Consider the following 12,901-nt stretch of genomic DNA (forward strand, 5'->3'; position numbering starts at 1 on the left):
GCCCTTCGGGCCACCCTCTTCCGCGAAGGGGAGAAGGGTTACGCTAGTTCCCGGAGAACGAGCGGCGCTCGGGGTCGATGCCGCTCTGCTGGAGCACTTCGTTGGCCGTGGCCACTACGCTTTCGGCGTCCTGGCGCGAGGGCGAGACAAGCACGACCTCGTCGCCGACCGCGATGGCCCAGCGATCGCCATAGCGGCGGATGGTCAGTTGTCTGCTCTGCTGTGTCATGCGGGCGCTCGACTCCAGTCGGCAGCCTCGACGTTCAACATGGCCTCAACGTGGCAGCTTGGCCGTCGCTCGCGCTAGACGGGATCGCCGAAACCCAGCCGCGGGCCCCATCGAATGTCGCGGCAAGTAAAGAAAAATGACCATTACAGAAATGGTTAAGTAATCCTTAAAAATTGCACAAACGTTTGCAAAATTCTTGTGTAGGTTGAACCCGCGACACGGCGTATAACGGCGTTCATCGTAGGCGTCTTTTCACAACACAAACAGCACGTTGCGACTCAACATGACCCCTTATAACCCCTGCGAATGGTCAAGCTCGACGACCGATATCTCGACGCAAAGACCCGTAATAGTGGTGTTTTCGCGAATTCGGCCCTCCGCCCTCCCGGCCCTTTTCGAGCGGGTGCGGCCATGAGCGTCCGGCCCGCCCAGATCATGGATTTCGCGCCCCTGGCCCGCCTCTGGTGGCAGGGCTGGCGCGACGGCCACACCGCCCATGTCGCCGACGCCCTGGTGGCCCGGCGCACCCAGGAAAGCTTCATCGACCGCCTCGCCGTCGCCCTGCCCCACGTCCGCGTGGTGGGCCCGGTCGGCGCGCCGCTGGGCTTCCACCTGGTCAAGGGCGACGAGCTGAACCAGCTCTATGTGGACGAGGACTCGCGCGGAACGGGGATCGCCGCCCTGCTGATGGCCGACGCCCAGGACCGCCTGCTGGAAGCCGGGATCACCAAGGCCTGGCTGGCCTGCGCCGTCGGCAACCTGCGCGCCGCGCGCTTCTACGAGAAGGCCGGCTGGTCGAGGGCCGAGACCCAGACCATACCGACCGAGATCCCGAGCGGCTGGTTCCCGCTCAAGATCTGGCGCTACGAGAAGCAGCTGACGAACGACGCCTCAGCCTGGGCCGCCCGCGCTGAAGTCGAACTGTTCCGGCCGCGACTTGCCCCCGCCGAAGGCGTAGCTGAACCCAAAGAACACCGACCGGACGTTGGCGCTGCGCCGCGTGCGATCATGTAGCGTCGGGGTGTCGGTGACGACCACCTCCTGGAACCAGTCGGCGGCGTCCTGCGCCGTGACCACGAACGAGAGCTTGTCGTTGACCTTCCGGCGATAGCCCAGGTTCAGCATCTTGAACGGCTCGCGATAGCCCTGCGGGGTGATGCGCTTGCCCGAGCTGAAGATGTTGGCCTGGAAGAAGTCCTTGGGCGTGGCCTGCCAGTTCAGGTTCGCCCGCCCCGACAGGGTCGTGCCCGAGCGCGTGCCGGTGAAGCCCAGATTGGCCGCGTCGATCTCGTTCCAGAAGGCGTTGCCCGACAGGTTGTAGGTCAGGGTCTTGGTCAGCCGACCATTGGCGACCAGCTCCAGGCCGCCGCTGCGGCTCTTGCCCAGGTTCCCGCGCGTGGTCAGGAAGACGCCATTCCCCAGGTCGCTGACCACGTCGGTCACGCCGTCGCGGGCGTTGCGGAAATAGGCGGTGGCCAGGTAGGTCGTCGGCCCCTTCCGGTACTGCCAGCCCAGTTCGTAGGAGTCGGTGATCTGGGGCTTCAGGTTCGGGTTGCCCTGCCGGTAGTTGTAGGGGTCGATATAGACCCGATACGGATGCAGGTCCTGGGCGCCCGGCCGCTGGACGCGGCGACTGAAGCTGGCGCTGAGACTTTGGCTGTCGCTGAGCCGATAGCCGGTATGCAGGGTCGGATAGACCTTGAAGTAGTCGTTGTCGGCCTTCACCCCGTGGGTCACGTCGTTCAGGCCGATCTGGACCTGCTCGGCCCGCAAGCCCCCCTGCACCGTGAAGTCGCCGAACGGCCGCTCATAGGTGACGTAGGCGGCGTAGACGTCCTGATCGTAAAGGTAGCGGTTGGTGCGGGCGGGATCGACGACCAGACCGCCCGCCGTGGCGCCGCTGGCGCCGAAGTTGGTGAAGTCGTTGCTGGACTGCTCGAAGTCGACGCCGGTCTTCAGCTTGACGTCCTTGGGCAGCGGCTTGCTGTAGTCCAGCTTGAAATTGGCCCGCTCCTGGTCGACGCCCAGGCCGACGCGCTCGTAGACGGTCGCGCCGGGCGTGTTGCGGGTCACCGCGTCGCCGTCGCGCTGGAAGTCGGTGACCTCGTATTCCAGGTGCGTGGTCAGCAGGTGGTCGGCGCCCTTCAGCTGACGGCGCCAGTCGCCGCTGATGGCGGCGTTGTCGCGGGTCATGTCGCCCGAGAGGTTGCGGAGATAGGCTCGCGCCGGCGCGCCGGCCGCGTTCAGGGCCGAATAGGTCTCGTCGATGTCGGTGTCGAAGGCGATGTGGCGACCGCGGAGCTCCAGGCTGAGCCGGTTCTGCTTGTCGAGGTCATAGTCCAGCCCGCCGCGCAGATTGACCATGCCGCCGCTGTTGTCGACGGCCGCGTCCTGGGTGCTGGGCAGGAACTGGCCGCTGGCGGTGTCCCGGGTCTCGCGCTGGATCAGCTGGCGGGCGTCCTGGGTGTCGCGGCGATAGCTGGCGTCGCCGGTCAGGGCCAGCTTGCCGTTGCGGCGCGTGGCGCTGACCCCGCCGTTGTGGCGCCCGGCGGTGTCGACATTGAAGCGGACCGTGCCGTTGGTCCCCGGCTTCATGGTCTTCTTGGTGATCAGGTTGATGATCCCGGCCGAGCCGTCGGGGCGATAGGCGGCCGAGGGGTTGGTCATCACCTGGACGCGCTCGATCTGGTCGGCCGGCATGGCCATCAGGGCGTCGCCCTTGCCTTCGCCGCTGAACTGGTTGCTGGGCTTGCCGTCGATCATGATGGTGACGTTGGCGTCGCCGCGCAGGCTGACATTGCCGCGCACGTCGACCTCGACCGAAGGCACGTTGCGCAAGGCATCGGCGATCGAGCCCGTTCGGGCCGACAGGTCGTTGGCGACGCTGTAGCTGCGGCTGTCGATCGAGGTGCGCATGGCCGTCGAGTCCGAGCGGATCGTCACGCCCTCGACGGCGGTAGGGGCGTCTTTCGCGGCCGGCTTCGGCGCGGGGGACTGAGCGGCGGGCGCGGGGGCCGACTGGGCATGGCTCATCGCCGGCGGCAGCAACGCCGCGGCGGCGGCCAAGAGTACAAGCTTCAAACGCACGGCGATCCCCCAGACGACCCGGCCTCGGCGGCTCCCCGCCCCGACACCGGTATCATTACAAAATGTACATGTGTAAAATGTATATCTGGTTGTTTAGCCCCGCTTCGCCGCCGAAGACAAATTTCTTTTCCGCAATGTTCGACTTCACGGGTCTGCCGCCGACCTCAAACCCGGAAGATGCGCTCGTTGTAGGCGGCCATGACGGCGTCGTGCGTCACCAGCCTCAGGCCTTCCGTCAGCCCCTGCGCCACCAGCAGCCGATCGAACGGATCGGCGTGAATCGGCGGCAAGGTCCCGACGAGCACCGCCTGTTCCGGAGTAATCGCGATCAGCGAATAGCCGGAGGCGACGAACAGGGCCTGGGCTTCCGCCGCCGAGATCGGCATGGCGTTCGGGCCGGTCCGGCCCAGGCCGTGCTTGATGGCGATCTCCCAGAGGGTGACGGCGCTGACGCAGATCTCGTTGGCGGGCTCCAGGATCAGCGCGCGGGCCGCCGTCGACAGGCGCGGATCGTCGGACAGCGACCACAGCGCGATGTGCGTGTCCAGCAGCAGCCTCACGGCTCGGCGCGCAGGAACAGCGCGGCGACCTCGGCGTCTTCGGCCCCCGGGTCCTCTGGCGCCACGAACAGGCCCTTGGCGACGCCGATCCGGCGGGTCGTCTCGACCCTGGGCCGCAAGGACGTCAGCCGCGCGGCGGGCCGGCCGTTGCGCGCGATGATCACCTCCTCGACCTCGCCCGTCTCGACCGCCTCGACCAGCTTGGACAGCTGGCTCTTGGCGTCGTGCATGTTGACCGTCGGCATCGCCACCTCACTTAGCTAATCATAGCTAACATATTTCCAGGGTGCGGGGAAGGAACTGGCGCGTCCTACCAGACGGACGTCGCGGGATCCTTCGCGGCTCTGCTATCCAGGGGCGGCAGGAGTGAGTCCGCGCCGGAGAGAGGTCGTCAGAACCACCGCTTGCGCGCTGATACCGGTAACACTAAGGTCGCCGGCAACTTTAAGGTTCGACAAGAACCAAAGGGCATCAACGGGCCGACCGGGCCCAACGGGGAGGACACCTGTGGCTTCAGTTTCCAACGCCGGCCCAAGCGCCGGCATGAGCGCCGATGGCGCGAAGGTCAACATGGCCTTCGTGGCGGCGATCGTCGCCGTCGCCACGATCGGCGGCTTCATGTTCGGCTACGACAGCGGTGTCATCAACGGCACCCAGGAAGGCCTGAACAAGACCTTCAACCTGACCGAATTCGGCACTGGCCTGAACGTGGCCGCCATCCTGATCGGCTGCGCTTTTGGCGCTTTCGCGGCGGGCCGCCTGGCCGACGTTTGGGGCCGCCGCACCGTGATGATCATCTCGGCCCTGCTGTTCGTTATCAGCGCCCTGGGCACCGGCGCGGCCCACACCTCGACCATCTTCGTCATCTTCCGCCTGATCGGCGGCCTGGGCGTCGGCGCGGCCAGCGTGCTCTGCCCCGTCTACATCTCGGAAGTCACGCCCGCGAACATCCGCGGCCGCCTGTCGTCCGTGCAGCAGATCATGATCATCACCGGCCTGACCGGCGCGTTCCTGGCCAACTACGTGCTGGCCCACACCGCCGGCAGCTCCACCGCCGAGTTCTGGCTGGGCCTGCCCGCCTGGCGCTGGATGTTCTGGATGCAGGTGATCCCGGCCGGCGTGTTCTTCTTCGCCCTGCTGACCATTCCGGAAAGCCCGCGCTACCTGGTCGCCAAGGGCAAGGACGCCCAGGCCGAAGCCATCCTGTCGCGCCTGTTCGGCGCCGGCACGGGCGCGGCCAAGGTCGCCGAGATCCGCGCCTCGCTGAACGCCGACCACAAGCCGAAGTTCTCCGACCTGCTGGACCCGGTGACCAAGAAGATCCGCCCGATCCTGTGGGCTGGCCTGATCCTGGCGATCTTCCAGCAGTTCGTCGGCATCAACATCGTCTTCTACTACGGCTCGGTGCTGTGGCAGTCGGTGGGCTTCACCGAGGACGACAGCCTGAAGATCAACATCCTGTCGGGCGCGCTGTCGATCGTGGCCTGTCTGGCCGCCATCGCCCTGATCGACCGCATCGGCCGCAAGCCGCTGCTGCTGATCGGCTCGGCCGGCATGGCCGTGACCCTGGGCGTCCTGACCTGGTGCTTCTCGACCGCCACCACGGTCAACGGCGCCCTACACCTGGACGGTAGCGTCGGCCCGATCGCCCTGGTCGCCGCCAATCTGTACGTGATCTTCTTCAACCTATCCTGGGGCCCGGTCATGTGGGTCATGCTGGGCGAGATGTTCCCCAACCAGATGCGCGGCTCGGCCCTGGCCGTCGCCGGCTTCGCCCAGTGGATCGCCAACTTCGCGATCTCGTTCAGCTTCCCCGCCATGGCCAAGATCAGCCTGTCGATGACCTATGGCTTCTACGCCGCCAGCGCCGTGGTCTCGTTCTTCCTGGTCCAGAAGCTGATCCACGAAACCCGTGGCAAGGAACTGGAAGCGATGGAGGGCTGATCATCCTCCCCCTAGCGGGGGAGGTGTCGGCTCGAAGAGACGACGGAGGGGGAAGAGGCAGGGTCAGCAGCACTTCCCCCTCCGGCCTTCGGCCACCTCCCCCGTTTGGGGGAGGATCAAGAGACCGCCCGGGGAGCCGCTTCCCGGGCGTTTTTTTGTGCGGATTTCCCGGTCGGCGACGTTGTTACCTCCCCAGTTCGGTCGCCTGGAAAAACGTCATAAAAATCAACCGGAACAGGAAATGACACCGGTGGACAGAGTCGCGCGCTTGCCGCTAAGTGGGCGCCAACGGACGTAAGCCTATGCGTCGGGAGGAACACCCATGGTCGATATCAATCGTCGCGGCGCGCTGGGCGCGCTGCTGACCGGCGCCGGCGTGGCGGCTGTTCCCGCCGCCAGCGAAGCGAGCGGCCAGATGGGCCTCCTGCCGGCCAAGGACACCAACGGCCCGACCTGGACCAAGGGCGTCGAGGGCCAGCGCAAGGCCGACCTGGGCGACGGCACGTTCCTCAATCCCATCCTGGCCGGCGATCACCCCGACCCGTCGATCCTGAAGGACGGCGCCGACTACTACATGACCCACAGCTCGTTCGACGCGTATCCGGGCCTGCTGATCTGGCACAGCAAGGACCTGGTGAACTGGACGCCGGTCACCACGACGCTGAAGACCAATGTCGGCTCGATCTGGGCCCCCGAACTCTGCAAGCACAAGGGCCGCTACTACATCTACCTGCCGGCCAAGCAGCCGAACAACAACACCAGCTACGTGATCTGGGCCGACAGGATCGAAGGTCCGTGGTCCGAGCCGATCGATCTCAAGCTTCCCCGCTACATCGACCCCGGCCACGTCGTCGACGAGACCGGCGAGCGCTGGCTGTTCCTGTCGGGCGGCGACCGCATCAAGCTGGCCCCCGACGGCCTGTCGACCGTCGGCCAGCCCGAGCACGTCTACAATCCCTGGCGCTATCCCGACACCTGGGACGTCGAGGGCTTCTCGCCCGAAGGCCCCAAGGTCATGCGCAAGGGCGAGTACTTCTACCTGGTCACCGCCGTCGGCGGCACGGCTGGCCCGCCGACCGGCCACATGGTCATCGTGGCCCGCGCCAAGTCACTGGCCGGCCCGTGGGAGGATCACCCCCGCAACCCGGTCGTCCGCACCGTCGACAACAGCGAGAAATGGTGGTCGCGCGGCCACGCCACCCTGGTCGAGGGCCCGACGCCGGGCGACTGGTGGACCGTCTATCACGGCTACGAGAACGGCTATTACACCCTGGGCCGCCAGACGCTGCTGGCCCCGGTGACCTGGACCGCCGACGGCTGGTTTGAGGTGGGCGGCGGCGATCTGTCGAAGCCGATCAAGAAGCCGAAAGGCGGCGAGCCCGGCCCGCACGGCATGGCCCTGTCGGACGACTTCACGAGCGACAAGTACGGCGTGCAGTGGAACTTCTTCGATCCCAAGCCGGGCGAGCATGAACGCCTGTCGCGGGCCAACGGCGTCCTGACCCTGAAGGGCGCGGGCGAGGCCCCGTCCAGCGGCGCGCCGCTGATCTTCGTCAACGGCGACCAGGCCTATGAGATCGAATGCGAGATCGAGGTCGATCCCGAGACCCGCGCCGGCCTGATCCTGTTCTACGACCGCCAGCTCTACGCGGGCCTGGGCTTCGACCAGAAGAACTTCGTCACCCACCAGTACGGCATCGAGCGCGGCCGCCCCGCCAATCCGCACGGGGCCAAGCTGCTGATGAAGCTGATCAACACCCGCCACATCGTCAGCTTCCACACCAGCGGAGACGGCGGGAAGACCTGGAAGCGGTTCGACCGCGGCATGGAAGTCTCGGGCTACCACCACAATGTCCGCGGCGGCTTCCTGATGCTGAAGCCGGGGATCTACGCGGCCGGCAAGGGCTCGGCGCGGTTCCGGAATTTCAAGTACCGGGCGCTGGCCTGACGCCCCAACCACCGATCTCCCCGGCGAAAGCCGGGGCCTAGATCGAACCCACGAGCGCTCGACAGGCGGACAGGACATTGGCGCGAACACCCCAGCCTCTCAGGATGAATCTGGGTCCCGGCTTTCGCCGGGAAGACGGGATATTTCAGATGCTTAAACTGATCTTCGCCACCGCCGCCCTCCTCCTCCCCCTCGCCGCCCACGCCCAGGAGCCGCTCTTCAAGGCCCCGAAGATCGTCCTCGTCGGCGACTCCACCACCGCGGTGAACAGCGGCTGGGGCGGCGCGTTCTGCGCCAAGCACGTCAGCTCCAACGTCGCCTGCGTGAACCTGGGGCGCGGCGGGCGCTCGACCCGGACCTATCGCGAGGAGGGCTCGTGGGCCCTGGCGCTGAAGGAGATGAGCTCGGGCGGCTTCGCCCAGACCTATGTCCTGATCCAGCTGGGCCACAACGACCAGCCGGGCCGACCCGAGCGCTCGACGGACCTGGCCACCGAGTTCCCGGTCAATATCCGGCGCTTCGTCGACGAGGCCCGGGCGGCCGGGGCTATTCCGGTGCTGGTCACCCCGCTGATCCGCCGCCAGTTCAAGGACGGCCGCGTCCATGACGACCTCGCCCCCTGGGCCGAGGCGATCCGTAAGGTGGCCGCCGAGACCGGGACGCCGCTGGTGGACCTGCACCAGCTGTCCAAGGACGCCGTCCAGGCGATGGGCCCGGTCGCGGCGATGCGGCTCGGCGAGCGCCCACCGCCCGCCGAGGTCGCGGCCGCCGCCGGGTCCGGCACCACCACCGGCGCGATGTTCTACGAGCCTGCCATCCCCGGCGCCGTGGTCCCGCCGCGCCCGCCGGCCGCTCCGCCTTCGCCTTCGCCGCCCAGCGCGATGGGTGAATTCAAGCCGGTGTTCGACTACACCCACATCGGCCCCGAAGGCGCGGACGTCTTCTCGGCCATGGTCGCCAAGGCCCTGGCCCAGGCGGTTCCGGAGCTGGGGCGGCAGCTGCTGCCCTAGGCCCTCCGGCTGGCCTCCAGGAACGCCTTCAGTCCTTTCAGCAGCTCCTCGCGTTCGGCGTCGTTGGCGGCGCCCTTCAGGGCCTCGCCCAACCTCAGCTGGAAGTCGGCGCGCTGGTTGTGCCAGTCCAGCGCCCCGGGCGCCTTGGCCGGCAGGCGCGGCCGCGCCTCGCCCGCCCGGATCGCCGCGCCGTCGCCCAGCACGAAGCTCTCGTCCAGCGCCGGAATGACCAGCCGCTCGGCGGCGAAGCCGGCCGCCGCCAGCCGGGTGCTCAGCCCCAGGGCCGCGTCCGGCTCGCCGTGAGCGATGAACACCGAACCCGACACCGGCCGTCGCGCCTTGGCCCAGTCCACCAGTTCCGAGGCGTCCGCGTGGCCGGAATAGGCCTCCAACTGGCGGATGCGGGCCCGCACCCGGATCTCGTCGCCGCGGATCGAGACGCGCGGCGCCCCGTCGGCCAGCAGACGACCCAGCGTGCCGGTCGCCTGATAGCCGCACAGCAGCACCGTCGCTTCCTGGCGCCACAGCAGGCGCTTGAGGTGCTTGCGCACCCGGCCCGCGTCGCACATGCCGCTGGCCGCCAGGATCACGTGCCAGCCGTTCAGCCGCTCCAGCCCGTCGCTTTCGGCCGGTGAGTCCAGGAATCGCAGGCGCTCGGAGGGCCGCAGCGACTCGAACGGGTTGGACTGGGTGCGCGGGTTCCAGCCGCGCGCCTGGAAGACCTTGGTCGCCTCGATGGCCAGCGGCGAGTCGAGGAAGATGTCGCCGGCCGGGACCTCGCCCGCCGCCATCAGATCCAGCAGGTCGACCAGCAGTTCCTGGCTGCGCTCGACGGCGAAGGCGGGGATCAGCAGCGGTCCGCCGGCGGCATGGGCGGCGCGGACCTCGTCGGCCAGCTGCAGCCGGCGCGCGGCGCTGTCGACGCCGACCCGCTCGCGGTCGCCATAGGTCGACTCGATGATCAGGTGGTCGACGCCGGCCGGCGCGTCGGGATCGTCGAGGAACGGACTGTTTCCGGGCCCCAGGTCACCGGAGAACAGCAGGCGCTGGGTCTGGCCCGGCGGGCCGACATCGACCGCGATCGAGGCCGAGCCCAGCATGTGGCCGGCCGGCCACCAAGTGGCGGTGATGTCCCGCGCGATCTGGACCGGCTCGCCCAGCTTGACCTTGCTAAACTGGGCGGCGACGCGCTTGCCGTCCTGCTCGGTGTAGATCGGCTCGACCGGCGGCAGGCCGCGGCGCTGGTTGCGGCGATTGAGGCTCTCGACCTCGTTCTCCTGGATGCCGCCCGCGTCGACCAGCATCACCGCGCCCAGGTCGCGCGTCGCCGCCGTGGCGTGGATCGGCCCCTCGAACCCAGCCAGCATCAGCTTGGGCAGCAGGCCCGAGTGGTCGATGTGGGCGTGGGTCAGCAGGACGGCGTCGACCCTGGCCGCGTCGAACGGGAAGGGCTGGTAGTTCAGGGCCTTCAGGGTCTTGGAGCCCTGGAACATGCCGCAGTCGATCAGCACCGTGGCATGCTCGGTGACGAGCCGGGCGCAGAAGCCGGTGACGCAGCCGGCGGCGCCGTGAAAGGTCAAGGTCGGGGTCATCCGCGGGTGGTCCTCGAACGGAAGGGAACACGATCCAACACTTGCGAAAGGCCGCGCCGCCCTGATCTAGGTCAAGCCCATGCGGCGATCGCCGCATAGTCTGCGTCTTCCGTGCAAATCGAGCGCCCCGCCGTGACCGAAGTCCCCCTGCCCACCCAGGCCCCCGACAACCGCGCCCAGCTGACCTCGCCGTCCTACCGGCTGGCGGCCCTCGACCAGGACTTCCTGCTGGGCGAGTCGATGCGCGGGGTGCGCTTCCTGCTGGAGTTCGCCAAGGCCGACGAGGTGCTGCGCCGCTGGGGCGTGCGCTCGACGGTCGTGGTGTTCGGCAGCGCCCGCGTGCGCGAGGACGGGCCGGGCGAACAGGCGCGATGGTACGAGCAGGCCCGCCGCTTCGGCGCGCTGGTCTCCGAGCGCGGCGGCGCCAAGCTGGAGAACGGCGACCACGTCCGCGACAACGTCATCGCCACCGGCGGCGGTCCTGGCGTGATGGAGGCGGCCAATCGCGGCGCCTATGAGGCCGGCGCGCCGACCATCGGCTTCAACATCACCTTGCCGCGCGAGCAGACGCCCAATCCGTACTGCACGCCGGACCTGACCTTCCGCTTCCACTACTTCGCCATGCGCAAGATGCACCTGGCGATGCGGGCCAACGCCCTGGTGGTGTTCCCCGGCGGCTTCGGCACCTTCGACGAGCTGTTCGAGATCCTGACCTTGCGCCAGACCGACAAAGCCCCGCCGATCCCGATCGTGCTGTTCGACGAGGCCTACTGGCGCTCGATCATCAATTTCGAGGCCTTGGTCGAGCACGGCATGATCGCCGCCGCCGACCTCGACCTGCTGCGCTTCGCCGACGACGCCGAGGACGTCTGGGCCGAGCTGGTGCGCGGCGGCCTGAAACTGCCGGAACCGCCCGTCGACAGCGAACGCGGCGCTGACTGATCGCCGGCGTCCGTCGCAACAATAGTCGCTGCAGCTCGTTCACACCCGGGGCGCCGGCCCAAGACGCGGCTTACCCGACCCGACACGCTCGCGCGGGGTTCTCAAGGGAAAACGAACATGAAGATCCTGATGGTCCTGACCTCGCACGACCGCCTGGGCGACACGGGGAAGAAGACCGGCTTCTGGCTCGAGGAATTCGCCGCGCCCTACTATGTCTTCCATGACGCCGGCGCGGAGATCACCCTGGCCTCGCCGGCCGGCGGCCAGCCGCCGCTGGACCCCAAGAGCGACCAGCCCGAGTTCCAGACCGGGCTGACCCAGCGCTTCAAGGGCGATCCGGCCGCCCAGGCCGACCTGGCTCAGACCAAGCCGCTGGCTTCGGTCGACGCCGCCGACTTCGACGGCCTCTTCTATCCCGGCGGCCACGGCCCGCTGTGGGACTTGGCCGAGTCCAAGGATTCCATCGCCCTGATCGAGGCCTTCGAACGGGCCGGCAAGCCCATCGCCTTCGTCTGCCACGCCCCCGGCGTCCTGCGCCACGTCACGACGGCCGAGGGTCAGCCCCTCGTCGCCGGGCGGCGCGTGACCGGCTTCACCAACGGCGAAGAGGACGCCGTCGAACTGACCGCGATCGTCCCCTTCCTGGTCGAGGACGAGTTGAAGGCCAAGGGCGGTCTTTACGAGAAGGGTCCTGACTGGGGACCGTTCGTGATCGCCGACGGCCGCCTGATCACCGGCCAGAACCCGGCCAGCTCGGAAGCCGCCGCCCAAGCGCTGGTCGAGGCGCTGAGCTGATCGCAGCGCGCGACGCGACTCCAGACCGGTGGGCGTCCACGCCCGCCGGTCTCGTCACTCGGCTGAATTCCCCACCGATCCGTCGACCACCGCCACCATGGTCGGGGTGATCAGCTGGGCCGCGTTCACGCGGTCGCCGCCGGGGGCCAGGATCTCCAGGTGCACGTGCTCGGTGATGCCGGGATAGTGGTCCTGCAGGCTCTCGACCACGCCGATCGTCTGGCCCAGGTGGACGCTGGCGCCGACCTCGACCTGGGGCGAGACGTAGAAGGCGCGGGCGGCGTAGCCCAGGGCCGGATTGGTGATCTCGACGAACTTCAGGCTGGTGTCGCCGGCATAAGCGTAGCCGATCTTGGTGACGTAGCCCGACATCGGCGCCCGCACGGCCTGGCCGGCGGCGGCCACGTAGTCGACGCCCTCGTGGGCGCGGCTGCCGCCGTCGCGGCGCGCGCCGAAGAAGCCGTCGCCGAATACGTCGTGGCCGCGCGGAACCGCGCCGGTCGGATTGGCGAAGTCGGGGGAGCCGTCGCCGTCGATATCGGCGCCCTTCCAGACCAGCGCCATGACCGGTTCGGGCTTGGGTTGGGGCGGGGCGATCCTGGCCAGCAGCCTGATGATCGGCGGCGGGCTGGCGTGGCGCGAGACGGGGCGCTCCATCGCCGCCACCACCATCGGCGCGAAGACGGCCGCCAGGCCCAGGGCGCACCGCAGGGCGGCGGAGCTGACGGTCTTCTCGCGCGATGGGTTCATGGGTGACTTTCTGTCGTGGAAGGGCGCTGGGAAGGGCGCTGGCC

11 protein-coding genes and 2 pseudogenes are annotated in these 12,901 nt (G+C 68.3%); 6 read left to right on the top strand and 7 right to left on the bottom strand.

Annotated elements, in window-relative coordinates; genetic code table 11:
• Positions 1-43 precede the first annotated feature (43 nt).
• A complete protein-coding gene (locus MZV50_RS21450; protein ID WP_252631350.1) occupies positions 44-229 on the bottom strand; it encodes a hypothetical protein in 186 nt (61 codons plus the stop codon).
• A 435-nt stretch (positions 230-664) separates the two neighbouring features.
• Between MZV50_RS21450 and MZV50_RS21455 the strand changes: the two are divergent.
• Positions 665-1,027: pseudogene (locus tag MZV50_RS21455) on the top strand (GNAT family N-acetyltransferase); the annotation flags it as partial.
• A 93-nt stretch (positions 1,028-1,120) separates the two neighbouring features.
• Here the strand turns inward: MZV50_RS21455 and MZV50_RS21460 are convergent.
• The 3 genes from MZV50_RS21460 to MZV50_RS21470 form a co-directional block, all read right to left on the bottom strand.
• Positions 1,121-3,316 (bottom strand): TonB-dependent receptor domain-containing protein, encoded by a 2,196-nt coding sequence (locus MZV50_RS21460; protein ID WP_252631351.1) that lies wholly within the window; start codon positions 3,314-3,316, stop codon positions 1,121-1,123.
• 164 nt (positions 3,317-3,480) lie between these two features.
• Positions 3,481-3,876 carry a type II toxin-antitoxin system VapC family toxin gene (locus tag MZV50_RS21465; RefSeq protein WP_252631353.1) on the bottom strand — a complete coding sequence of 132 codons (396 nt, stop codon included), beginning with the start codon at positions 3,874-3,876 and terminating at the stop codon, positions 3,481-3,483.
• On the bottom strand, positions 3,873-4,121 hold the full coding sequence (locus MZV50_RS21470) for a type II toxin-antitoxin system Phd/YefM family antitoxin (RefSeq protein ID WP_252631354.1): 249 nt from the start codon (positions 4,119-4,121) through the stop codon (positions 3,873-3,875). The genes MZV50_RS21465 and MZV50_RS21470 overlap by 4 nt, the downstream gene beginning before the upstream one ends.
• A 262-nt stretch (positions 4,122-4,383) precedes the next feature.
• Here MZV50_RS21470 and MZV50_RS21475 point away from each other — a divergent pair, with 262 nt between their 5' ends.
• Complete coding sequence (locus tag MZV50_RS21475; protein ID WP_252631356.1) at positions 4,384-5,820, top strand: sugar porter family MFS transporter; 1,437 nt, start codon at positions 4,384-4,386, stop codon at positions 5,818-5,820.
• Positions 5,821-5,834: 14 nt separating this feature from the next.
• Here MZV50_RS21475 and MZV50_RS26785 read toward each other — a convergent pair.
• Positions 5,835-5,936 (bottom strand): annotated as a pseudogene (locus MZV50_RS26785) (NlpC/P60 family protein); the annotation flags it as partial.
• Positions 5,937-6,142: 206 nt separating this feature from the next.
• On the opposite strand from MZV50_RS26785, the gene MZV50_RS21480 reads away from it, so the two are divergent.
• Together MZV50_RS21480 and MZV50_RS21485 are read left to right on the top strand one after the other, a co-directional pair.
• Complete coding sequence (locus tag MZV50_RS21480) at positions 6,143-7,768, top strand: family 43 glycosylhydrolase (protein WP_252631358.1); 1,626 nt, start codon at positions 6,143-6,145, stop codon at positions 7,766-7,768.
• A gap of 149 nt (positions 7,769-7,917) precedes the next feature.
• Positions 7,918-8,778, top strand: coding sequence for a rhamnogalacturonan acetylesterase (locus MZV50_RS21485; protein ID WP_252631359.1), 861 nt, complete (start codon positions 7,918-7,920; stop codon positions 8,776-8,778).
• Here the strand turns inward: MZV50_RS21485 and MZV50_RS21490 are convergent.
• Positions 8,775-10,370, bottom strand: coding sequence for an MBL fold metallo-hydrolase RNA specificity domain-containing protein (locus MZV50_RS21490; RefSeq protein WP_252631360.1), 1,596 nt, complete (start codon positions 10,368-10,370; stop codon positions 8,775-8,777). The two genes, MZV50_RS21485 and MZV50_RS21490, sit on opposite strands and share 4 nt — an antisense overlap.
• Positions 10,371-10,517: 147 nt before the next feature.
• Here MZV50_RS21490 and MZV50_RS21495 point away from each other — a divergent pair, with 147 nt between their 5' ends.
• Complete coding sequence (locus MZV50_RS21495; RefSeq protein WP_252635290.1) at positions 10,518-11,312, top strand: LOG family protein; 795 nt, start codon at positions 10,518-10,520, stop codon at positions 11,310-11,312.
• 117 nt (positions 11,313-11,429) lie between these two features.
• Complete coding sequence (locus tag MZV50_RS21500; RefSeq protein ID WP_252631361.1) at positions 11,430-12,107, top strand: type 1 glutamine amidotransferase domain-containing protein; 678 nt, start codon at positions 11,430-11,432, stop codon at positions 12,105-12,107.
• 54 nt (positions 12,108-12,161) lie between these two features.
• On the opposite strand, the gene MZV50_RS21505 is transcribed toward MZV50_RS21500, so the two are convergent.
• Positions 12,162-12,857 (bottom strand): M23 family metallopeptidase, encoded by a 696-nt coding sequence (locus MZV50_RS21505; RefSeq protein WP_252631362.1) that lies wholly within the window; start codon positions 12,855-12,857, stop codon positions 12,162-12,164.
• Between the last annotated feature and the right edge of the window lie 44 nt (positions 12,858-12,901).

It is taken from the genome of Caulobacter segnis (assembly GCF_023935105.1).
Lineage (GTDB): Bacteria > Pseudomonadota > Alphaproteobacteria > Caulobacterales > Caulobacteraceae > Caulobacter > Caulobacter segnis_B.

Excerpts from the sequence above, each read along its gene's own strand:
- MZV50_RS21450 (WP_252631350.1), bottom strand. The coding sequence starts at position 229 with ATGACACAGCAGAGCAGACAACTGACCATCCGCCGCTATGGCGATCGC.
- MZV50_RS21470 (WP_252631354.1), bottom strand. The coding sequence starts at position 4,121 with ATGCCGACGGTCAACATGCACGACGCCAAGAGCCAGCTGTCCAAGCTG.
- MZV50_RS21480 (WP_252631358.1), top strand. The coding sequence starts at position 6,143 with ATGGTCGATATCAATCGTCGCGGCGCGCTGGGCGCGCTGCTGACCGGC.
- MZV50_RS21485 (WP_252631359.1), top strand. The coding sequence starts at position 7,918 with ATGCTTAAACTGATCTTCGCCACCGCCGCCCTCCTCCTCCCCCTCGCC.
- MZV50_RS21490 (WP_252631360.1), bottom strand. The coding sequence starts at position 10,370 with ATGACCCCGACCTTGACCTTTCACGGCGCCGCCGGCTGCGTCACCGGC.
- MZV50_RS21500 (WP_252631361.1), top strand. The coding sequence starts at position 11,430 with ATGAAGATCCTGATGGTCCTGACCTCGCACGACCGCCTGGGCGACACG.
- MZV50_RS21505 (WP_252631362.1), bottom strand. The coding sequence starts at position 12,857 with ATGAACCCATCGCGCGAGAAGACCGTCAGCTCCGCCGCCCTGCGGTGC.